The organism is Marivivens niveibacter, assembly GCF_002150005.2.
Classification (GTDB): Bacteria; Pseudomonadota; Alphaproteobacteria; order Rhodobacterales; family Rhodobacteraceae; genus Marivivens; species Marivivens niveibacter.
Genome location: NZ_MSPP01000002.1, coordinates 66,642 through 86,127 on the forward strand (window position 1 = coordinate 66,642; position 19,486 = coordinate 86,127).

Consider the following 19,486-nt stretch of genomic DNA (forward strand, 5'->3'; position numbering starts at 1 on the left):
CCCACCGCCAAAGCAAAAGGGCCGCCTTTCGGCGACCCTTTCAGTAGTCTGATTGTTAGATCAGATTACTCGATGATTTTGGACACAACGCCCGAACCAACGGTACGGCCACCTTCGCGGATCGCGAAGCGCAGGCCTTCTTCCATTGCGATAGGAGCGATCAGTTCAGCCGACAGTTTCAGGTTGTCGCCTGGCATGACCATCTCGGTGCCTTCTGGCAGAATGCAAGTACCGGTAACGTCAGTTGTACGGAAGTAGAACTGTGGACGGTAGTTTGCGAAGAATGGGGTGTGACGACCGCCTTCTTCTTTGGTCAGGATGTAGACCTCTGCTTCGAATTTGGTGTGTGGCTTAACCGAACCTGGCTTACACAGAACCTGGCCACGCTCAACGCCTTCACGGTCAACACCGCGCAGCAGCGCACCGATGTTGTCGCCTGCTTCACCGCGGTCCAGCAGTTTGCGGAACATCTCAACACCAGTACAGGTGGTTTTCGAGGTGTCACGGATACCAACGATTTCGATTTCGTCGCCAACGTTGATCACGCCGCGCTCAACACGACCGGTTACAACAGTACCACGGCCCGAGATCGAGAACACGTCTTCGATTGGCATCAGGAATGGCTGGTCGATCGCGCGCTCTGGCTCTGGAATGTACGAGTCAACAGCTTCCATCAGCTCTTTGATCTTGTTTTCGCCGATGTTTTCGTCACGACCTTCCATAGCAGCCAGTGCCGAACCTGCGATGATTGGAATATCGTCGCCTGGGAAGTCGTATTCGGACAGCAGCTCGCGGATTTCCATTTCAACCAGTTCCAGCAGCTCTTCGTCGTCTACCTGGTCAACTTTGTTCATGAAAACAACCAGCGCAGGAACGCCAACCTGACGTGCCAGCAGGATGTGTTCACGAGTCTGAGGCATAGGGCCGTCAGCTGCGTTAACAACCAGGATGCCGCCGTCCATCTGCGCCGCACCGGTGATCATGTTTTTCACGTAGTCAGCGTGACCTGGGCAGTCAACGTGAGCGTAGTGACGGTTCTCGGTCTCGTACTCAACGTGAGCGGTCGAGATGGTGATGCCGCGTGCTTTTTCTTCTGGTGCGCCGTCGATCTGGTCGTAGGCTTTGAAGTCACCAAAGTATTTGGTGATCGCTGCGGTCAGCGTGGTTTTACCGTGGTCAACGTGGCCAATGGTGCCAATGTTGACGTGCGGTTTAGAGCGTTCAAACTTTTCCTTAGCCATCTCTTGGCGCCTCGTCGTTTGGGGGCCTTAATATCTGGCCCGTTTCAACATCGCGGGCGATGTATTGGCTATTGGCGCGAAAATCAAGCGTCAGTTGGTCGAATTCGCGTCTATCTGGTCGATTGCGTCATTATGGGCATCACCAGCCACGATTGTCGGGTCATCCGCCAGCGTTTCGGGCACCCCGCCGAACCATTCAGCGTTTTCACGCATGGTCCGCTCGACAGCGCGCGCGACGTTAAAGGCCAGCCCCTCGACCTGCTCTTCTTTCGTGCGCAACATGCCCGACCCCAAAACAGGGGTGCAGCAAGGTTCGAAAATTGTCAGGCGGATGGGGTCTTCGTTCAGTTTGGTTTGGGTCGCATCCTCAAAGAATGTCACATCAACAAGAAGCACCGATTGAGGCGAATACACCATCGGAACGCCGGGCATTGCGGCAACATAGGCCTGAACGACAACCGCGACATGATACCATGCATCGCCTTCATACCGGCCCAATCGATCCTGAACAGCCGATTGAATGGCTTCTTTCCATTCCTCGTCGGTCACATCACGTGAAAACGGGCCTTTTTGTGGGTCATTTGCAACCACAATATTATGGGCCAGCAAGAAATTCCCGATTTGGTCAGGACGTTCAGTCAGATCATCCCGGATTCCACCGCAAGCAGTCAGAACCGCCAAAGCCATCATCGCAACGACTGAACGCATGATAGTCGCCTTTCTATAGACAGCAGCGCCCATCGTGGGGCGCTGACAAATTAAGAGGTAAATCGATTATCACGGGGGAAGCCGCGCGGCGCCATTCGTCCTGTACCTGCGCGTTTGCCCAGCCATTCGGCCAGATCGCTTTCAGTACGGGTGCGACCGGCGGGGTCCAGCCAGCTAAGGCCATTCGCAATATCAAAGGTGGTCGCATCCGACATACCGCCGTCTTTGTATTTCTGCAGACGCACACCTTTGCCGCGGCCCATTTCGGGCAGCTCTTCGATAGGGAACACCAGAACCTTGCGGTTTTCACCCACGACAGCCACATGATCGCCATTCACAGGTTTGATCACGCGGGCAACAACGTCACCTTTGACGTTCAACACCTGCTTACCACCGCGCGTTTGGGCAATGACCTCTTGTTCAGGAACGATGAAACCATCACCAGCCGACGAAGCAACCAGCAGTTTGCGCCCAGCGCGGTGCACCAGAATATCGACAATCTCTGCCTCGTTCGGCAGGTCGATCATCAGGCGCACAGGTTCGCCCATGCCGCGCCCGCCAGGCAGGTTCGCGCCAAGGATCGTGTAGAAACGGCCGTTATTGCCAACCACAATCAATTTATCCGTGGTTTCCGCATGGAAGGCGAAACGACCTTCGTCGCCATCTTTGAATTTGAATTCGCCGTCCAGAGCCTGATGGCCCTTCATCGCACGAACCCAGCCCATTTTCGAACAGATCACGGTGATCGGTTCGCGTTCGATCATGGCCTCCATTGGCACGTCTTCGACTTCGCCCGCTTCGGCAAAGGTGGTTAGACGCTGACCGCGCGACGCAGAGTGACCGAACTGTTTGCGGGTTTCACGCAGTTGTTCGGCAATTTTTGCCCACTGCAAACCATCGTCAGACAGCAGTTCAGCCAATTCGGCCCGTTCAGCGATCAGGGCGTCACGTTCGCGGACCAGCTCCATCTCTTCTAGACGGCGCAAGCTGCGCAGACGCATGTTCAGGATCGCTTCGGCCTGAACCTCGGTCAGCTCGCCGTCGCCTTTGGCAGGCAGAGGCGACACATAATCAGATTCATCAACAGCCCGCGCCCGTTTCAGCGACCAATCTTCGGCCATCAAGGCAGCCTTGGGGTCACCGTCATAACGGATGATGTCGATCACACGGTCCAGATTCAGGAACGCGATGATCAGACCCTGCAATACCTCTAAACGGTGGTCAATCTTGTCGATGCGGTGCTGGCTGCGGCGTTGCAACACGTCACGGCGGTGATCCAGAAATGCGCGCAGCACTTCTTTCATCGAACAGACCTTGGGCGTCAGGCCGTCGATCAGCACGTTCATGTTCAGGCTGAACCGTACCTCTAAATCGGTGTTTTTGAACAGCATCCCCATCAGGATGTCAGGTTCGACCGTCTTGGCGCGCGGTTCCAGAACGATACGCACGTCATCCGCAGATTCGTCACGCACGTCGGCCAGCAAAGGCACCTTTTTTAACTGGATAACTTCGGCCAGTTTTTCGATCAGTTTCGATTTTTGAACCTGATACGGAATTTCAGTGACAACGATCTGCCATTGACCGCGGCCTAGATCCTCTTTCTCCCACCGTGCGCGCAGACGAATGGACCCGCGGCCTGTGCGATAGGCGTCGGCGATATTGTCACGCGATTCGACGATCACACCGCCTGTCGGGAAATCCGGACCTGGCACGTATTTCAGTAGGGTTTCATCATGGGCATCGGGCGATTTGATCAAGTGCAAACAGGCATCGATCAATTCGTGGATGTTATGCGGCGGGATGTTTGTCGCCATACCCACAGCAATGCCCGACGAACCGTTCGCCAATAGGTTCGGGAACGCCGCTGGCAAAACCACAGGCTCTTCTAGCGTACCGTCATAGTTGGGGCGGAAATCGACAGCGTTTTCGTTCAGCCCCTCTAGCAGCGCCTCGGCGGCGGCGGTCATGCGGGCTTCGGTGTAACGGCTGGCCGCAGGATTATCGCCGTCAATATTACCAAAGTTCCCCTGACCATCGACCAGCGGATAGCGCACGTTGAAATCCTGCGCCAAACGGGCCATCGCGTCATAAATCGCCATATCGCCGTGCGGGTGATAGTTGCCCATCACGTCGCCGCTGATTTTTGCCGATTTACGGAAACCGCCAGTCGGTGACAGTTTCAATTCGCGCATTGCAAATAGAATGCGGCGGTGAACGGGTTTCAATCCGTCCCGAGCATCCGGCAGCGCGCGGTGCATAATCGTGGACAATGCGTATTGCAGATACCGTTCACCTATCGCACGGCGAAGCGGTTCTTTGAATTCTGGAAGGCCGGTATCGGCGTCATCTGTGCTGTCGGTCATGTTATATCTGTAGCGACTCGGCACTTTGCTTTCCAGACCGATTTCGCATTCCAAAGAAACGTTTACAAAACTCATAAACGATATGTTTTTCAGATTTTTCCCCTGATCGGCGGAACTTTGCCAGCCTAAACAGCGTTACCAGTGTGTATATTTTGGGGAATGTTCATGCGTACGTTTATGTTGCTAAGTTTCGTGTTTTTGGGTGTTGGGTTTTATGAACTTTCCGGCGGTTCTGATTTCGAACCGGTCGAACGACAGGTCTTTGACGTTAGCTTTGCCGACGAAGGTAATGGTGTTCAGTTGCAGGCGGTATCTGCACCGGCTTTGCGCGTCATTGAACCTGTTGTCACGACTGCTGCGCTGAATGCGCAACGAACCACGAATGCGAACGACGCTGTCATCGTTCAAATTTCGTCTAAAAATATCGATCCTGCGCCTGTACCAGCGCCACAGGTACAGCCTACACCGCAAATCGAACTGGCCACAGTATCTGGCAACGCTGTAAACATGCGCCTTGGGCCTAGCACCCAATATGGTGTCGTCAGCACACTAGGACGCGGCACCGAGGTTGAGGTCCTGGAAACAGCTTCCAATGGCTGGGCACGTTTGCGTGTCGTCGAAAACGGTCAAGTTGGCTGGATGTCCGGTCGCTTTGTAGCCCAAGCAGGGACTTGAGCCGCGGCGCTTTCATCGCCACAAAGGCGCCATGACAGCAAAAACCATTTTAATAACGGGCTGCTCCTCTGGCATCGGATATGATGCAGCCCATGGATTACGACAAGCAGGCTGGCGCGTGTTCGCCAGCTGCCGCAAACAGGCTGATTGTGATCGGCTGATTGCCCAAGGTTTTGATTCACCCCTTATTGACCTCGCAGAAGCAGACAGCATCCGAAAGGGTTTAGCTGACGTTCTGGCAAAAACCGGCGGAACGCTGGACGCCTTGTATAACAACGCCGCATTCGCCTGCCCCGGTGCCGTCGAAGACCTACCCGCGGACGCCCTAAGGTCAGTTTTTGAAACCAACGTGTTCGGCACCCATGACCTGACCCGCGAAGTTATCAAGGTTATGCGCGCCCAAGGTCATGGGCGTATTATCAATTGCAGTTCAGTTTTGGGACTGGTGGGTCTGTCATGGCGCGGCGCATATGTATCAACGAAATTCGCACTTGAGGGCCTGACGGACGTGCTGCGCATCGAAATGCGCGATACGCCAATTGACATAATCCTGATTGAACCCGGCCCGATCACATCCAAAATCCGTGAAAACGCCATTCCGCATTTTGAAAAATGGGTAGACTGGGAAAATGCAGCCCGCGTTGATGAGTATCGCACCCTGACAAAACGCCTGTACGAAGACAGCGGACCAGACGCATTTGAACTCCCGCCGTCCGAAGTCACGCGCAAAATTCTAAAGGCACTTACAGCATCAAAGCCAAAACCGCGCTACTATGTCACAACGCCCACGTATCTCATGGGATTACTAAGGCGCATATTGCCGACACGTGCGCTGGATTGGGTAATATCCAAAGGCTAAACCTTTCCTTTGACGCCAATCGTGTTAGATCGCAGCCAACGATACAAAGGACACGCCAATGCTGTTTAACGATCCGTGGAATATTGCAATCATGGTCGCCGTTTTGGCGGTCGCTGTGATTTTGATGTGGGGCCTTGGCACTTTTGGGTTCGGCACCGACACAGGCAAACAGTCCAACAAAATCATGCGCTACCGCATCTACGCCCAAGGCTTTGCCGTCGCGCTGATTGCGATCTTGTTCTACTTCAAAAAATAATCCGAGGCTCTGATGGTTGTTTTGAACAAAATCTACACCCGCACAGGCGATGCTGGTGAAACTGCATTGGGTAATGGCAGCCGCGTTGCAAAACATTCGGCCCGCGTCACAGCCTATGGCACCGTAGATGAATTGAACGCGACCGTGGGACTAGCCCGTTTGCATGCGACTGGAGACTTGGCGGACCAGTTGTCTGCGATTCAGAACGATTTGTTCGATCTGGGCGCTGACCTATGCCGCCCTGACATGGAAAAAGACGACGAAGCGCCCTACCCCGTTCTACGTATGATTGCGTCGCAGGTTGACCGTCTGGAAACCGAAATTGATGCGATGAACGCAAATTTGGAACCGCTGCGCAGTTTCATTTTGCCCGGTGGATCAGCTTTGGCCGCGCATCTGCACATGTGCAGAACCGTTGCCCGCCGCGCTGAACGCCTGTCTGTCGAACTGGCATCCATGGAATCAGTCAACGACATCGGTGTGAAATACCTAAATCGTCTTTCGGACTGGTTTTTTGTGGCGTCGCGCGTCGCCAACAACAATGGCGCTGATGACATCCTGTGGGTGCCAGGAGCCAATCGTTAAAGGGTTTTGCGCCTGATTCTTTCAGGCGCAAAACCATGTCGCAGCGCAGCAAAAAATTCCATCTCGCAACAAAATTTCACGAACGCACTGCAAAACTTTAGTCGTATTGCGCCCGAAAATACGTCAAAACGTGGCGTCTTATGCGCTTTCCGCGTCGATTTTGCACTATTTTATCCGTGCTGCGCTTGCTAACAAAAGCGGGAATAGGTGCCACGTGGCACAGTTTGAGGGAGATACGCCGATGAAGGTACTCGTGCCGGTAAAACGCGTGATCGACTATAACGTAAAAGTTCGCGTCAAAGCGGACGGTACGGGCGTCGATCTTGCGAACGTAAAAATGTCGATGAACCCATTCGACGAAATCGCAGTCGAAGAGGCGATCCGCCTGAAAGAAGCCGGCAAGGCAGACGAAGTTGTCGTCGTGTCGATCGGCGTAAAGCAGGCTCAGGAAACACTGCGCACCGCGCTGGCAATGGGCGCTGACCGCGCAATCCTGATCATCGCAGCAGACGATGTGAACACAGACATCGAACCACTGGCAGTTGCAAAGCTGCTGGCCAAAGTGGTCGAAGAAGAACAGCCAGGTCTGGTTGTTGCTGGCAAACAAGCCATCGACAACGACATGAACGCCACCGGCCAGATGCTGTCGGCGCTGCTAGGCTGGAGCCAAGCAACCTTCGCATCCGAAGTGGACATCGACGGCGACAAAGCTGTTGTAACCCGCGAAGTCGACGGCGGCCTGCAGACCATCAAGGTCAACCTACCTGCCATCGTGACTGCTGACCTGCGTTTGAACGAACCACGTTACGCGACCCTGCCAAACATCATGAAAGCCAAGAAAAAGCCGCTGGATGAAAAAACCGCAGCTGATTACGGCGTTGATGTCACCCCACGTTTGGAAGTCGTGAAAACTTCTGAACCTGCTGTTCGTCAGGCTGGTATCAAAGTTGAATCGGTCGACGAGCTGGTCACGAAACTTAAAGAAGCAGGAGCAATCTAATGGCTGTTCTTCTACTTGCTGAAATCAACGACGGTGTTCTGTCTGTTGACGCAACCGCCAAAGCTGTCTCCGCATCGACTTCGCTGGGTGATGTAACCGTTCTGGCCGTTGGCGCGACCGCTGCTGACGCTGCTGCAGAAGCCGCAAAAATCGACGGCGTCGCCAAAGTTCTGGTCGCCGAAGACGCGCTATACAGCCACCGTCTGGCAGAGCCTGTTGCGACCCTGATGGCTGCGCTGGCTGCGGATTATTCGCACATCGTTGCACCTGCAACCACTGACGCGAAAAACATCCTGCCACGCGTTGCGGCGTTGCTGGATGTGATGGTCCTGTCGGACGTTACCGCAGTTGTAGACGCTGACACATTCGAACGCCCAATCTACGCGGGTAACGCAATCCAGACCGTCAAATCGTCGGACGCGAAAAAGGTTATCACCTTCCGCACCTCGACCTTTGATGCGGCTGGCGAGGGCGGTTCGGCTGCTGTTGAAACCATCGCGGCTGGCGACAACCCTGGCCTGTCCGAATGGGTCGAAGACAAAGTCGCCGAAAGCGATCGTCCTGAACTGACCTCGGCCAAGATCGTTGTATCCGGCGGCCGCGGCGTAGGTTCCGAAGAAGACTTCGCAATCATCGAAAAACTGGCTGACAAACTGGGCGCTGCTGTTGGTGCGTCCCGTGCAGCAGTCGATTCGGGCTTTGCGCCGAACGACTGGCAGGTTGGTCAGACAGGCAAGGTTGTTGCACCAGAACTGTACATCGCTGCAGGTATCTCGGGCGCGATTCAGCACCTTGCAGGTATGAAAGATTCGAAAATCATCGTCGCTATCAACAAAGACGAAGAGGCTCCGATCTTCCAAGTGGCCGACTTTGGTCTGGTCGCTGACCTGTTCGAAGCTGTCCCAGCACTGACCGAAAAACTGTAATCGCACCCGCGATCCAAGGTTTAAAAGGGTCCGCCTAGGCGGGCCCTTTTTGCATCATACGCCCCAAAACAGGTGTTAACGCTTGTGCCGCTTCACTGTGGGCCAGAAAAGACAACTGTTCGTCTGCGGCAGATATTTGCGTCATCGGGATCTGCATGCCCGACGTTCGATTTTGCCGCGCACGCAAACTAGGCCGCAATTCGACTACATCGCGCGCCTTATCTGTCAGTTGATCGACCATATTTTTGTTGATGAACAACTGATCGCCTTTAAACGGATCGTCTGCGGTGTCCCAGCTATCGTTCGTCAGGGGGCGCTCGCTCCACCAGACCAAGACGACTTTGGTGTTCAATTGATCAAGAACCGACCGCATTCTCGACACCCATGCTGTTTGCAGCTCATGCACAACGATATCAAATTTAGCTGCCGATTTTTCATACAGCGCCTGAAGTAAGTGACGTGTGAATGCGAAATCCGTGAAATCCACATCATCATAAAGCGCACGCAGAACGCTTGACGCTTGTAAAAACCGATCATTACGGCGTGGGTGCACCTGATAGAACCGGTTCGATAGATTATGTGCGCCGGTAATATGAAAAAACGTGACTTCGGCACGGCGGCCCAGCCCCATGGACACACCATCACGGAAATAGGCATCGATGGACGCGTTCGGCACGCCAAAATTAACGCAGGTCATTCCAGTCGCCCGTTCAACCAAATCTGACACGGGCGTTTTCATGTAGCGCCCATAGACATCCGTCCCGCCCATAAATGCCGCATATGGTTGGTTCAGATCCCGTTTCGGGCCTCTAAAAAACAGTCGCGAAGACCCATAGCGGCACGGCGTATAATCGATCGCAGAATCAGACAAAGATTCGAATTTCATGTTTCCCACCCAAAAATTTCTCACCTTGGGCAGGATTCGACCTAAATGATTGCTGAAATCTGAAACTCAGAATTTCAATCAATGTTTAACAATTAACGCGCCTTGAATGATGCGGTTGGTCGCCCCTATGGTGTGGCAGCAGAGGCAAAGGATCAGTGAATCATGACGATTGAAAAAGTTGGTGTCGTAGGAGCAGGCCAAATGGGCAATGGTATTGCCCACGTCAGCGCATTGGCCGGATATACCGTCATGATGACCGACATCAGCCAGGATGCGCTAGACAGCGCTATTGCGCTGATCGACAAAAATATGACCCGTCAGGTGTCCAAAGGCGCGATTTCCGAAGATGAAAAAGCCGCCGCGTTGGCCCGCATTGCCTGCACAACAACACTGACTGACTTAGGCCCTTGCGACCTAATCATCGAAGCCGCAACCGAACGCGAAACCGTCAAACAGGCGATCTTTGACGAACTGTTGCCGCATATTCACGAAAATACAATTCTAGCGTCGAACACATCGTCGATTTCGATCACACGTTTGGCCAGCCGCACGGACCGCCCAGAAAAATTCATCGGGTTCCATTTCATGAACCCTGTGCCGATCATGCAGCTGGTGGAATTGATCCGCGGGATTGCGACCGATGATGCGACCTTTAATGCCTGCCAAGAGGTCGTAGACCGCCTAGGCAAAACATCCGCAACATCCGAAGATTTCCCCGCCTTCATCGTAAACCGCATCCTAATGCCGATGATCAACGAAGCGGTCTATGCCCTGTACGAAGGCGTCGGCAACGTGTCGTCGATCGATACATCGATGAAACTGGGCGCAAACCATCCAATGGGTCCATTGGAATTGGCCGATTTCATCGGATTGGACACATGCCTAGCCATCATGAACGTGCTGCACGACGGTCTGGCGGACACCAAATACCGCCCTTGTCCACTGCTGACCAAATACGTCGAAGCAGGCTGGCTGGGCCGTAAAACGAAACGCGGCTTCTATGATTATCGCGGCGAAACGCCGGTTCCGACCCGCTAACCTTTGAACGGAGCCATCCCGCGGCGGGCCAGTTCATCGGCCCGTTCGTTTTCGGGGTGACCTGCGTGGCCTTTGACCCATTCCCACGTAACCTGATGGCGCTGCGCGGCTGCGTCCAGACGTTGCCACAGGTCCACGTTTTTGACGGGTTTCTTGGTCGAGGTTTTCCAGCCGCGTTTTTTCCAGCCCCACATCCATTCGGTGATGCCGCCTTTGACATAGGCGCTGTCTGTGACCACGGTCAGAGTGCTGGGACGGTCCAATGCCTCTAGCGCATTGATCGCGGCCAACAGCTCCATGCGGTTGTTGGTTGTGTCCGCCTCACCACCGTATAGCTCGCGTTCTTTTACAACGTCTTCGCCATTTTTGGCCTGCAGCAATGCGCCCCAACCACCAGGGCCAGGGTTGCCCGAACAGGCCCCATCTGTGTACGCAAATAATTCAGGCATCAGATTAACAAAGCCCCCAGCGACAGCACCACGAAGGTCGTCAGCAAAACCCGCAGGCGCATCCACCATACGGGCGCCAGCCCCCACGCAGCAAAACGGCTGTCGATAATCAGCAAGCCGATGAACCCTGTAATCTGGTAGATCGCCGCGCTGGTCATGCCGTCGCCGCGCATAAAAAACGCCCATAGGGCTGGCAACACAGACAGGACATATCCCGCCGTCGCCTGCGCCCCGTCAGTTTTCGTGGCAAAGCCCCACAAAACGCCCGACATAAACGACAGAATAACCGTGCCATAGGTCAGCGTGAAAATCGGGCCGCCCATGCCCATGACTGGTGGCAACCAACCCAAAGTGGTCAGCGCACCGAAAACGAACGGGATCAGCCCCGCCAGCCCAAGTGCTAGCGGCGCACGAGGGATAGACATCATGCTGGCATCCTTAGAACGCGGGGCACTTTGAATTCTACGTTTTCTTCGGCGGTCACAACCTGTTCAACAGTCACGGTGTAATGATCGCTAAAGGCGTCGACGACTTCGTTGATCAACACCTCGGGCGCGGATGCACCGGCGGTGATCCCGATGGTTTTGATACCCTCTAGCGCGCGCCAATCAATGTCTGCCGCACGCTGAACTAGCTGCGCGTAATTACAGCCATTCTTTGCCGCGACTTCGACCAAACGTTTAGAATTGGACGAATTCGGCGCGCCGACAACCAACAACGCATCACAATTCGGCGCGATGGTTTTCACGGCCTCTTGGCGGTTGGTGGTGGCGTAACAAATGTCTTCTTTGTGCGGGCCGATGATGGCAGGGAAACGGGCGTTCAACGCCTCGATAATATCTTTGGTGTCATCGACGGACAGCGTGGTCTGCGTAACAAAGGCCAAACGGTTCGGATCGCGCACCTGAACGGTGGCCACATCTTCGACCGTTTCGACCAGCAGTACCTCTCCGTCAGGTAATTGACCCATGGTGCCGATGGTTTCTGGGTGGCCCGCGTGACCGATCATGATCATCTGCAAACCTTCGTCTGCATGGCGGGCGGCCTCGATATGGACTTTACTTACCAATGGGCAAGTAGCGTCCACATAGACCATTTCGCGCGTTTCGGCGGCGGCAGGGACCGATTTGGGCACACCATGGGCCGAGAAAATCACAGGGCGATCGTCAGGGCATTCGTCCAATTCTTCGACGAACACCGCCCCTTTGTCGCGCAGGCTGTCGACGACGAATTTGTTGTGAACGATTTCGTGGCGCACATAGACAGGTGCGCCCCATTTTTCGATCGCCATTTCGACGATTTTGATCGCACGATCCACGCCCGCGCAGAACCCGCGCGGCGCAGCCAGATACAATGTCAAAGCAGGTTTGGTCATACCGAACAGGTAGTCGCAAGGTGCCACGCTGTCCAGCCGCACAAAAGAAAAGGGCCGGAAATTCCGGCCCTGTTTTTAGTCATCAGATGCTTGCTGATCCTCGGGGCGCGGTTCGCGCGGGGGACGGCCAACAACATCGCGCAATTCGTCCAGTTCGATAAAGTTATCGGCCTGACGGCGCAGTTCGTCGGAAATCATTGGCGGCTGACTGCGGATCGTGGACACGACCGACACGCGCACGCCCTTGCGCTGCAACGCTTCGACCAGCGGACGGAAATCGCCGTCGCCGGAAAACAGAACGACGTGATCGATATAAGGGGCCAGTTCCATCGCATCGACAGTCAATTCGATGTCCATGTTCCCTTTGACCTTACGGCGGCCCATGCTGTCGGTGTATTCCTTGGCCGGTTTAGTGACCATGGTGAACCCGTTGTAGTTCAGCCAATCAACCAGCGGGCGGATCGGCGAATATTCGTCATTTTCCAGCAGCGCCGTATAGTAAAACGCCCGCAGCATTTTACCACGGCGCATGAATTCACTACGAAGCAGTTTGTAATCGATGTCAAAACCCAGAGCTTTCGCGGCAGCATATAGGTTCGAACCGTCGATGAAGAGCGCTAGACGCTCGTCACGATAAAACATAAAAAATCCCTTCAATATACGACCACGTGCTTAGCTGTGAGTGGAGAGCACGGAGTTATAATTATAGTTAGCTACAAAAATCGTCTTCTCAAGTCAGGATGTACTATAGCATGCGTACCTTAACACTCGTGGCACTCGGGTCCAACGCTACGTCCTCTTTTGGCACCCCAAAAGAGATTATTGATCATGCTATCGCTACAATTGAATCCAGATTGGGCACTACGTGCGAAAAAAGTCCGATTTATCGCACGCCATGTTTTCCCAAAGGCGCTGGACCCGATTACGCGAATGCGGTGATTCGGTTCGAAACCAATTTAGAGCCGTCAAAGATTTTGCACCAACTCCATGAAATAGAAACGGAATTTGGCCGCGTTAGAACGAAACGCTGGGGTGAGCGCACACTGGATCTGGATCTTCTATGCCATGGCGATACGATTTTGCCCGACGATACCGAAGTCTTGCACTGGATGAATTTGCCAATCTCAGAACAAACCCAGATTGCGCCCAACCAGCTGATCTTGCCGCACCCACGCATTCAGGACCGCGCCTTTGTTCTGGTCCCGATGGCGATGGTTGCGCCAAATTGGCGACACCCAGTGCTACACAAAACCGTGATCGACATGCGTGATGCCCTGCCGCAGACCGAAATTGAAGAAGTCGTTCTGTACGACTGATCCGAATCTGCTTGTCATTTCTATGTTCTGGGCGTAAATGGGGGGCTTCCTAGGACCACATATTCAATAGTGGAGTGCGCTCATGGCCCGCGTAACGGTAGAAGATTGCGTCGATAAAGTTCCCAACCGGTTTGATCTGGTAATGCTTGCAGCACATCGTGCTCGCGAGATTTCCGCTGGTTCGCCGCTGACCGTTGACCGTGATAACGACAAAAACCCTGTAGTTGCGCTGCGCGAAATCGCTGACGAAACCCAACAGGCTGATGATCTGCGCGAACGCATGATCGAATCCAACCAGACCCAGATCGAAGTCGACGAACCAGAAGACGACGCAATGGCTCTGTTGATGGGTGCCGAAGCTGACAAACCAGCAGAGGACGACATGTCCGAAGAAAAACTGCTGCGCCAGCTGATGGAAGCACAAGGCCAGCGTTAATCGCTGCCCAACGATAGAGAATTCGGTGCCGGACCAAATTACGACAGCTGATAAACTGGTTGCGCTGGTCCGCACCTACAACCCTCGCACAAACGAAGCCCTGATCCGCAAGGCGTTCGATTTTGGCGAAGCCATGCATGACGGCCAGTTCCGTCATTCTGGCGAACGGTATTTCACTCACCCGATCGCAGTCGCTGCCATTTTGGCCCGCCAGCAGATGGATGACGCAACCGTTATTACCGCCCTGCTGCACGACACGATCGAAGACACCAAAGCCAATTACAAAGAAGTCGAAAAACTGTTCGGTCGCGATATTGCCGAACTGGTGGATGGCGTCACCAAACTGACGAACATCCAACTGACGTCTACGCAGACCAAACAGGCCGAAAACTTCCGCAAATTGTTCATGGCCATGTCGCGCGATTTGCGTGTCATTTTGGTCAAACTGGCCGACCGCCTGCACAACATGCGCACGATTTCGTCGATGCGCCCTGAAAAGCAGGCTCAAAAAGCCCGCGAAACCATGGATATCTACGCGCCACTTGCTGGACGTATGGGTATGCAATGGATGCGCGAAGAATTAGAAGATCTAGCGTTCAAAGTTCTTAACCCTGACGCCCGCCAATCGATCATCCGCCGCTTTGCCATGCTGCAAAGAGAATCTGGCGACGTTGTCGAAAAGATCACGACCGACATGCAGATCGAATTGGAAAAGGCAGGCATCACAGCAGATGTGTATGGCCGCGCGAAACGCCCCTATTCCATCTGGCGGAAAATGCAGGAAAAGGAACAAAGCTTTAGCCGCTTGTCCGATATTTATGGGTTCCGCGTCCTGACAGAAACCGAAACGGATTGTTACGGCGTGTTGGGCGCTGTGCACCAACGTTGGCGCGCCGTTCCGGGCCGGTTCAAGGATTACATCAGCCAACCCAAATCTAACGGTTATCGTTCGATCCACACCACAGTATCTGGCCGCGACGGGAAACGCGTTGAAATCCAGATCCGTACCCGCGAAATGCACGAGGTTGCCGAAACTGGCGTCGCTGCGCACTGGTCTTATAAAAACGGCGAACTGGTCGAAAACCGGTTTGCTGTTGATCCTGTCCGCTGGATCTCTCAGCTGTCGGAACGTTTGGATGACGATACCGACCACGATGAATTCCTAGAGGCCGTCAAACTGGAGATGTATCAGGACCAAGTGTTCTGTTTCACACCCAAAGGCGACGTCATCAAATTGCCTCGTGGCGCGACCCCGATCGATTTTGCTTATGCGATCCATACACGGATTGGCGCGGCTTGCGTTGGTGCAAAAGTCGATGGGTTGCGCGTGCCTTTGTGGACCCGTTTGAAAAACGGCCAATCTGTCGAAGTCATCACTGCCGAAGGTCAAAAACCCGAAGCAACATGGATCGATATAGCTGTAACGGGCCGCGCGAAAACAGCAATTCGCCGTGCGCTGCGCGAAGAGGATCGTGAACGCTACATCAAGCTGGGCCAAGAACTGGCACGTGTTGCATTCGAAAATATCGGCAAAAAAGCCACCGAAAAAGCGCTGCGTACGGCAGCAAAGACACTCGCGCTAGAAAGCGTTGACGAAATGCTGGCTCGCTTGGGCAGTGCTGAAATTACGTCTCGTCGTGTTGTCCGTGCCATTTACCCAGATCTTGCTGAACGCGAAGGTGACGAAATCGAACAGGAAAAGGCCGTCATCGGCCTGACTGGCGATAAGTCGTATGCGCGCGGTCAATGCTGTCAGCCCGTTCCTGGCGAACGTATCGTCGGCATCGCGATTCCCGGTCATGGCGTGGTTCTGCATACCATTGATTGTACTGCGCTGGCCGAATTCGAAGAGCTACCAGACGCGTGGGTTGACCTGCATTGGCAAGATGGCCGCCACGAAGCCAAACATACCGTCACGCTGGACCTGACCATCAGCAATGATGCTGGCGTTTTGGGCCGGATCTGTACGCTCATCGGTGAACAGGACGCCAATATCTCTGACCTGAACTTCATCGACCGGAAACCTGATTTTTTCCGTTTGCATGTCGACGTTGATCTACGTGACATTGAACATCTGCACCGTGTCATGACCGCATTAGAGGCCGAAAGTAATGTGTCCTCTATCGCTCGGTTGCGCGATCCATCCCGCGCAGCGCAGGTAAAACCAGCAAGGCAATAGACTGTGTTCAAACGCCGCGACAGATTACCTTTTTGGCGGGCAATACGGCAGATGCTTTGGCCCAGGGGGGGATGGCTACGCGCGTATAATTACGTCAAACATCGATTGCGCCGCCTACCTGACACACCCGAAAAAATTTGCCGCGGTATAGCCGTCGGGGTGTTTCTTAGCTTCACACCGTTTTTCGGATTTCACATCATATTCGCATGGCTGGCCGCACGGGCTATCCGTGGCAACAGTGGGGCGGCGGTTTTGGGCACCTTTTCCGGTAACCCTGCAACCTTTGGATTTATCGCTTTTGCGTCGTTGACCACTGGGCATTTTATGTTGGGATCGCGCCCTGACCATGACCCGAATTTGTCGGTCATGGAAAAATTCAGCGCCGCGTGGCAGGATTTGTCGCATAACTTCTTTGCCATTTTCACCCCCGCGAAAACGGACTGGCGCGGGCTGGAATTATTTTTCCACGACGTATTCGTGCCTTATGCGATTGGTGGCGTTCTGATCGGGACGATTGCTGCCGTGATCACGTATTATATCACTCTGCCTGTGATTAGCGCCTATCAGGCCAGTCGCCGCAAACGGCTGCGCAATCGTATGGCCCAATTGTCGCGGTCTGCGGAAAAACACGCTGACGACACTAAAATAACCGATTAGGGTCCACCCAAATTCTAATGTTCGGAGAAAACCGATGAGTGCTGGAAAACTGCGTCTCGGCGTAAATATTGACCATGTTGCCACCGTTCGCAACGCGCGCGGCAGCGCTTATCCTGATCCGATCCGCGCCGCAAAAATCGCAGAAGAGGCAGGCGCCGACGGTATTACTGCGCACCTGCGCGAAGATCGTCGCCATATCAGTGATGCGGACATTGACGGCCTGATGGCCGCTCTGACCAAACCATTGAATTTCGAAATGGCTGCAACTGACGAAATGCAGGCGATCGCATTGCGTCACAAACCACACGCGGTGTGTATCGTTCCTGAAAAACGCGAAGAACGCACCACCGAGGGCGGCCTAGAAGTCGCCAAAGAAGAAAACCGGCTGGCTCATTTCATCGCCCCGCTGCGCGATGCAGGATGTCGCGTTTCGATTTTCATTGCAGCCGACCAACGCCAGATCGAGGCCGCAAACCGTATCGGCGCGCAGGTGATCGAACTCCACACCGGCGCCTATTGCGACCTGCATGCCGAAGGCAAATTTGCCGAACGTGATGATGAATTGAAACGACTGACTGATATGGCTGCGTTCGCCAATTCGTTGGGATTAGAAGTCCATGCGGGCCATGGCCTGACCTATGACACCGTCGGCCCAATCGCGGCCCTGCCCGAGGTCATGGAACTGAACATCGGCCACTTCCTAATCGGAGAGGCGATTTTCCGCGGCTTGGACGGATCGATCCGTGAAATGCGCCGACTGATGGACGAGGCACGCGGGTGATCCGTTTTGCTGCAGCCTTTGGACTGATCGCAGCGCCTGCTGCGGCTGTAACGGTGGATGATTGCCTAGATCACCGGTCTGATGCCGCCGCTATCATGGAACCATGGGACGACAACACCGCGACCTATGCCAATGACCGGATTCGAATTGCCGTAATGGATGGCATCGAACCTGCAGCGGGTGCGCTACACATCATGGTTTTGTCGCCGCCCTTTGATGAATTAGGCAGCCGTCAGTGCAAAATCATTAGCTATGACGAACACCAAGGGTTCGCGGCCATTTGGTTTAATGAACGTAGTGCCGATTATAATCCCGCAACGGGCCTAACGGTCACGTTGCCCGTACAATTCTGGTTGCCTGATTTGTCCTTCACCAATTCGGCCCAACTGGCCATCACGATCAACCAATCCACGGGTGACGTGACCACCGATTTCACGGTCGGAGGCGCAGAATGATTTTGGGGATAGGGTCCGATCTGGCCAACATTGAACGCATCCAAGGCACCCTGGATCGATTTGGCGACCGTTTCAGAAATCGTGTTTTCACGCCCACCGAACAGTCCAAAGCAGAGCGCCGCAAAGATGTGGCCGGCACCTATGCGAAACGCTGGGCCGCAAAAGAGGCTTGTTCAAAGGCTTTGGGAACAGGTTTGGCGATGGGGATTAGCTGGATCGACATGGCTGTTGAAAATCTGCCCTCTGGCCAGCCAACGATGACTCTGACGGGTTGGGCTGCTGAACGTTTGGCGGAAATGACCCCAGCGGGTCACACCGCCCATATTCACGTCACTTTGACGGACGACCACCCTTGGGCCCAAGCCTTTGTCGTGATCGAAGCCCGCCCAACCCCTCAGTTGGGTTGACTTAGCCCAATGTGCGCCGCATGAAGTCCACGTCTTACGCAGGAGCAGAAAATGTCCGAAGAAAATGGCCTGTGGGCCGGCGTCAAAGAAACGGTTAAAACCGTCGTTTATGCCTTGCTGATCGCAGGTCTTTTCCGTTCGATCCTATTCCAGCCATTCTGGATTCCGTCAGGATCGATGAAAGACACGCTGCTGATCGGCGATTTTCTGTTCGTCAACAAAATGGCCTATGGCTATTCCTATGCGTCGTGCCCTGCGGTCAAAGTGCCTGCACTGGGAATCGACATCGGTCCTGATGATTTCTGTGGTGCCTTTATGGGCAGCGATGAACGTCTATTCGGCAGCGATCCAGAGCGCGGCGATGTCGTTGTGTTCCGCCATCGCGGTCTGGGCGAAGATTACATCAAACGTCTGATCGGTCTGCCAGGGGACAAAATTCAGGTGATCGATGGGCTGCTGTACATCAACGATGAACCTGTTCAGGTCGAACCTGCCGGTCAGTTCATCGAAGAAACCAGCCCCCAAGGCCCGCACCAAATTCCGCCCAGCTGTATGCGGCCTGTCACCGACAACCAGTGTGTCAAAGATCGCTTTATTGAAACGCTGCCAAACGGTGTCAGCCACGAAATCCTGAACATCACCAACAATGGTCAGGGCGACAACACAGATGTGTTTTACGTTCCAGAAAACGAATTCTTTTTCATGGGCGACAACCGCGACAATTCCGTCGATAGCCGTTTTGCATGGAACCCGATCAGCAACCGCGGTGTCGGCACCGTCCGCCGCGAAGATATCGTAGGCCGAGCGGATCGCGTGATTTTCTCGTCAGCGGGTAAATCCATTTTGGCATTCTGGACATGGCGCGCCGACCGGTTCTTTCACGCAATTAACTAA

Annotated in this window: 23 protein-coding genes; 15 read left to right on the top strand and 8 right to left on the bottom strand. The window is 54.2% G+C overall.

What is annotated here, in order from left to right:
* Positions 1-65: 65 nt before the first annotated feature.
* The 3 genes from tuf to BVC71_RS06170 all read right to left on the bottom strand — a co-directional run bounded on the left by tuf (position 66) and on the right by BVC71_RS06170 (position 4,312).
* Positions 66-1,241: an elongation factor Tu gene (tuf, locus tag BVC71_RS06160; protein ID WP_086450775.1), complete on the bottom strand. Its 1,176-nt coding sequence runs from the start codon at positions 1,239-1,241 to the stop codon at positions 66-68.
* Between the two features lie 90 nt (positions 1,242-1,331).
* Positions 1,332-1,949 carry a hypothetical protein gene (locus tag BVC71_RS06165; RefSeq protein WP_133064498.1) on the bottom strand — a complete coding sequence of 206 codons (618 nt, stop codon included), beginning with the start codon at positions 1,947-1,949 and terminating at the stop codon, positions 1,332-1,334.
* Positions 1,950-1,999: 50 nt separating this feature from the next.
* Positions 2,000-4,312: a DNA topoisomerase IV subunit A gene (locus BVC71_RS06170; RefSeq protein ID WP_086451240.1), complete on the bottom strand. Its 2,313-nt coding sequence runs from the start codon at positions 4,310-4,312 to the stop codon at positions 2,000-2,002.
* Positions 4,313-4,477: 165 nt separating this feature from the next.
* Here BVC71_RS06170 and BVC71_RS06175 point away from each other — a divergent pair, with 165 nt between their 5' ends.
* The 6 genes from BVC71_RS06175 to BVC71_RS06200 all read left to right on the top strand — a co-directional run bounded on the left by BVC71_RS06175 (position 4,478) and on the right by BVC71_RS06200 (position 8,613).
* Positions 4,478-4,987 carry an SH3 domain-containing protein gene (locus tag BVC71_RS06175; RefSeq protein ID WP_165767736.1) on the top strand — a complete coding sequence of 170 codons (510 nt, stop codon included), beginning with the start codon at positions 4,478-4,480 and terminating at the stop codon, positions 4,985-4,987.
* A gap of 31 nt (positions 4,988-5,018) precedes the next feature.
* Complete coding sequence (locus tag BVC71_RS06180) at positions 5,019-5,846, top strand: SDR family NAD(P)-dependent oxidoreductase (RefSeq protein WP_086450792.1); 828 nt, start codon at positions 5,019-5,021, stop codon at positions 5,844-5,846.
* A 58-nt stretch (positions 5,847-5,904) separates the two neighbouring features.
* The gene (locus BVC71_RS06185; protein ID WP_338036457.1) at positions 5,905-6,102 is read left to right on the top strand and encodes a twin transmembrane helix small protein; all 198 of its coding nucleotides are present in this window, start codon (positions 5,905-5,907) and stop codon (positions 6,100-6,102) included.
* 12 nt (positions 6,103-6,114) lie between these two features.
* On the top strand, positions 6,115-6,687 hold the full coding sequence (locus BVC71_RS06190; RefSeq protein ID WP_086450793.1) for a cob(I)yrinic acid a,c-diamide adenosyltransferase: 573 nt from the start codon (positions 6,115-6,117) through the stop codon (positions 6,685-6,687).
* A gap of 241 nt (positions 6,688-6,928) precedes the next feature.
* Positions 6,929-7,687 (top strand): electron transfer flavoprotein subunit beta/FixA family protein, encoded by a 759-nt coding sequence (locus BVC71_RS06195; RefSeq protein WP_086450794.1) that lies wholly within the window; start codon positions 6,929-6,931, stop codon positions 7,685-7,687.
* Positions 7,687-8,613 carry an electron transfer flavoprotein subunit alpha/FixB family protein gene (locus tag BVC71_RS06200; protein ID WP_086450795.1) on the top strand — a complete coding sequence of 309 codons (927 nt, stop codon included), beginning with the start codon at positions 7,687-7,689 and terminating at the stop codon, positions 8,611-8,613. Before BVC71_RS06195 ends, BVC71_RS06200 begins: the two co-directional genes overlap by 1 nt.
* Positions 8,614-8,647: 34 nt before the next feature.
* On the opposite strand, the gene BVC71_RS06205 is transcribed toward BVC71_RS06200, so the two are convergent.
* On the bottom strand, positions 8,648-9,499 hold the full coding sequence (locus BVC71_RS06205; protein WP_086450796.1) for a DUF6473 family protein: 852 nt from the start codon (positions 9,497-9,499) through the stop codon (positions 8,648-8,650).
* 162 nt (positions 9,500-9,661) lie between these two features.
* On the opposite strand from BVC71_RS06205, the gene BVC71_RS06210 reads away from it, so the two are divergent.
* Complete coding sequence (locus BVC71_RS06210) at positions 9,662-10,537, top strand: 3-hydroxybutyryl-CoA dehydrogenase (RefSeq protein WP_086450797.1); 876 nt, start codon at positions 9,662-9,664, stop codon at positions 10,535-10,537.
* Here the strand turns inward: BVC71_RS06210 and rnhA are convergent.
* From rnhA to BVC71_RS06230, 4 genes are all read right to left on the bottom strand, one after another.
* Positions 10,534-10,986, bottom strand: coding sequence for a ribonuclease HI (rnhA, locus tag BVC71_RS06215; protein ID WP_086450798.1), 453 nt, complete (start codon positions 10,984-10,986; stop codon positions 10,534-10,536). The genes BVC71_RS06210 and rnhA overlap by 4 nt on opposite strands.
* A complete protein-coding gene (locus tag BVC71_RS06220) occupies positions 10,986-11,414 on the bottom strand; it encodes a DUF3429 domain-containing protein (protein ID WP_086450799.1) in 429 nt (142 codons plus the stop codon). Before BVC71_RS06220 ends, rnhA begins: the two co-directional genes overlap by 1 nt.
* Positions 11,411-12,361, bottom strand: coding sequence for a 4-hydroxy-3-methylbut-2-enyl diphosphate reductase (gene ispH / locus BVC71_RS06225; protein ID WP_086451242.1), 951 nt, complete (start codon positions 12,359-12,361; stop codon positions 11,411-11,413). Before ispH ends, BVC71_RS06220 begins: the two co-directional genes overlap by 4 nt.
* Positions 12,362-12,436: 75 nt before the next feature.
* The gene (locus BVC71_RS06230; RefSeq protein WP_086450800.1) at positions 12,437-13,003 is read right to left on the bottom strand and encodes a LabA-like NYN domain-containing protein; all 567 of its coding nucleotides are present in this window, start codon (positions 13,001-13,003) and stop codon (positions 12,437-12,439) included.
* Between the two features lie 110 nt (positions 13,004-13,113).
* Between BVC71_RS06230 and folK the strand changes: the two genes are divergently transcribed.
* From folK to lepB, 8 genes are all read left to right on the top strand, one after another.
* Positions 13,114-13,677: a 2-amino-4-hydroxy-6-hydroxymethyldihydropteridine diphosphokinase gene (gene folK, locus BVC71_RS06235; RefSeq protein WP_086451243.1), complete on the top strand. Its 564-nt coding sequence runs from the start codon at positions 13,114-13,116 to the stop codon at positions 13,675-13,677.
* An 82-nt stretch (positions 13,678-13,759) separates the two neighbouring features.
* Positions 13,760-14,113 (top strand): DNA-directed RNA polymerase subunit omega, encoded by a 354-nt coding sequence (gene rpoZ / locus BVC71_RS06240; RefSeq protein ID WP_086450801.1) that lies wholly within the window; start codon positions 13,760-13,762, stop codon positions 14,111-14,113.
* A gap of 37 nt (positions 14,114-14,150) precedes the next feature.
* Positions 14,151-16,292, top strand: coding sequence for a RelA/SpoT family protein (locus BVC71_RS06245; RefSeq protein ID WP_086451244.1), 2,142 nt, complete (start codon positions 14,151-14,153; stop codon positions 16,290-16,292).
* A gap of 51 nt (positions 16,293-16,343) precedes the next feature.
* Entirely contained in the window at positions 16,344-16,949 is a 606-nt protein-coding gene (locus tag BVC71_RS06250; protein ID WP_086450802.1) for a DUF2062 domain-containing protein, read from the top strand.
* 34 nt (positions 16,950-16,983) lie between these two features.
* Positions 16,984-17,730: a pyridoxine 5'-phosphate synthase gene (locus BVC71_RS06255; protein WP_086450803.1), complete on the top strand. Its 747-nt coding sequence runs from the start codon at positions 16,984-16,986 to the stop codon at positions 17,728-17,730.
* Positions 17,727-18,185: a hypothetical protein gene (locus BVC71_RS06260; RefSeq protein ID WP_086450804.1), complete on the top strand. Its 459-nt coding sequence runs from the start codon at positions 17,727-17,729 to the stop codon at positions 18,183-18,185. The genes BVC71_RS06255 and BVC71_RS06260 overlap by 4 nt, the downstream gene beginning before the upstream one ends.
* Positions 18,182-18,592 carry a holo-ACP synthase gene (gene acpS / locus BVC71_RS06265; protein ID WP_086450805.1) on the top strand — a complete coding sequence of 137 codons (411 nt, stop codon included), beginning with the start codon at positions 18,182-18,184 and terminating at the stop codon, positions 18,590-18,592. Before BVC71_RS06260 ends, acpS begins: the two co-directional genes overlap by 4 nt.
* A gap of 51 nt (positions 18,593-18,643) precedes the next feature.
* On the top strand, positions 18,644-19,486 hold the full coding sequence (gene lepB / locus BVC71_RS06270) for a signal peptidase I (protein ID WP_086450806.1): 843 nt from the start codon (positions 18,644-18,646) through the stop codon (positions 19,484-19,486).

What these genes read in the sequence shown, in the direction of transcription:
- tuf (WP_086450775.1), bottom strand. Translation starts at nt 1,241, where the DNA reads ATGGCTAAGGAAAAGTTTGAACGCTCTAAACCGCACGTCAACATTGGC.
- BVC71_RS06165 (WP_133064498.1), bottom strand. Translation starts at nt 1,949, where the DNA reads ATGCGTTCAGTCGTTGCGATGATGGCTTTGGCGGTTCTGACTGCTTGC.
- BVC71_RS06170 (WP_086451240.1), bottom strand. Translation starts at nt 4,312, where the DNA reads ATGACCGACAGCACAGATGACGCCGATACCGGCCTTCCAGAATTCAAA.
- BVC71_RS06175 (WP_165767736.1), top strand. Translation starts at nt 4,478, where the DNA reads ATGCGTACGTTTATGTTGCTAAGTTTCGTGTTTTTGGGTGTTGGGTTT.
- BVC71_RS06180 (WP_086450792.1), top strand. Translation starts at nt 5,019, where the DNA reads ATGACAGCAAAAACCATTTTAATAACGGGCTGCTCCTCTGGCATCGGA.
- BVC71_RS06185 (WP_338036457.1), top strand. Translation starts at nt 5,905, where the DNA reads ATGCTGTTTAACGATCCGTGGAATATTGCAATCATGGTCGCCGTTTTG.
- BVC71_RS06190 (WP_086450793.1), top strand. Translation starts at nt 6,115, where the DNA reads ATGGTTGTTTTGAACAAAATCTACACCCGCACAGGCGATGCTGGTGAA.
- BVC71_RS06195 (WP_086450794.1), top strand. Translation starts at nt 6,929, where the DNA reads ATGAAGGTACTCGTGCCGGTAAAACGCGTGATCGACTATAACGTAAAA.
- BVC71_RS06200 (WP_086450795.1), top strand. Translation starts at nt 7,687, where the DNA reads ATGGCTGTTCTTCTACTTGCTGAAATCAACGACGGTGTTCTGTCTGTT.
- BVC71_RS06205 (WP_086450796.1), bottom strand. Translation starts at nt 9,499, where the DNA reads ATGAAATTCGAATCTTTGTCTGATTCTGCGATCGATTATACGCCGTGC.
- BVC71_RS06210 (WP_086450797.1), top strand. Translation starts at nt 9,662, where the DNA reads ATGACGATTGAAAAAGTTGGTGTCGTAGGAGCAGGCCAAATGGGCAAT.
- rnhA (WP_086450798.1), bottom strand. Translation starts at nt 10,986, where the DNA reads ATGCCTGAATTATTTGCGTACACAGATGGGGCCTGTTCGGGCAACCCT.
- BVC71_RS06220 (WP_086450799.1), bottom strand. Translation starts at nt 11,414, where the DNA reads ATGATGTCTATCCCTCGTGCGCCGCTAGCACTTGGGCTGGCGGGGCTG.
- ispH (WP_086451242.1), bottom strand. Translation starts at nt 12,361, where the DNA reads ATGACCAAACCTGCTTTGACATTGTATCTGGCTGCGCCGCGCGGGTTC.
- BVC71_RS06230 (WP_086450800.1), bottom strand. Translation starts at nt 13,003, where the DNA reads ATGTTTTATCGTGACGAGCGTCTAGCGCTCTTCATCGACGGTTCGAAC.
- folK (WP_086451243.1), top strand. Translation starts at nt 13,114, where the DNA reads ATGCGTACCTTAACACTCGTGGCACTCGGGTCCAACGCTACGTCCTCT.
- rpoZ (WP_086450801.1), top strand. Translation starts at nt 13,760, where the DNA reads ATGGCCCGCGTAACGGTAGAAGATTGCGTCGATAAAGTTCCCAACCGG.
- BVC71_RS06250 (WP_086450802.1), top strand. Translation starts at nt 16,344, where the DNA reads ATGCTTTGGCCCAGGGGGGGATGGCTACGCGCGTATAATTACGTCAAA.
- BVC71_RS06255 (WP_086450803.1), top strand. Translation starts at nt 16,984, where the DNA reads ATGAGTGCTGGAAAACTGCGTCTCGGCGTAAATATTGACCATGTTGCC.
- acpS (WP_086450805.1), top strand. Translation starts at nt 18,182, where the DNA reads ATGATTTTGGGGATAGGGTCCGATCTGGCCAACATTGAACGCATCCAA.
- lepB (WP_086450806.1), top strand. Translation starts at nt 18,644, where the DNA reads ATGTCCGAAGAAAATGGCCTGTGGGCCGGCGTCAAAGAAACGGTTAAA.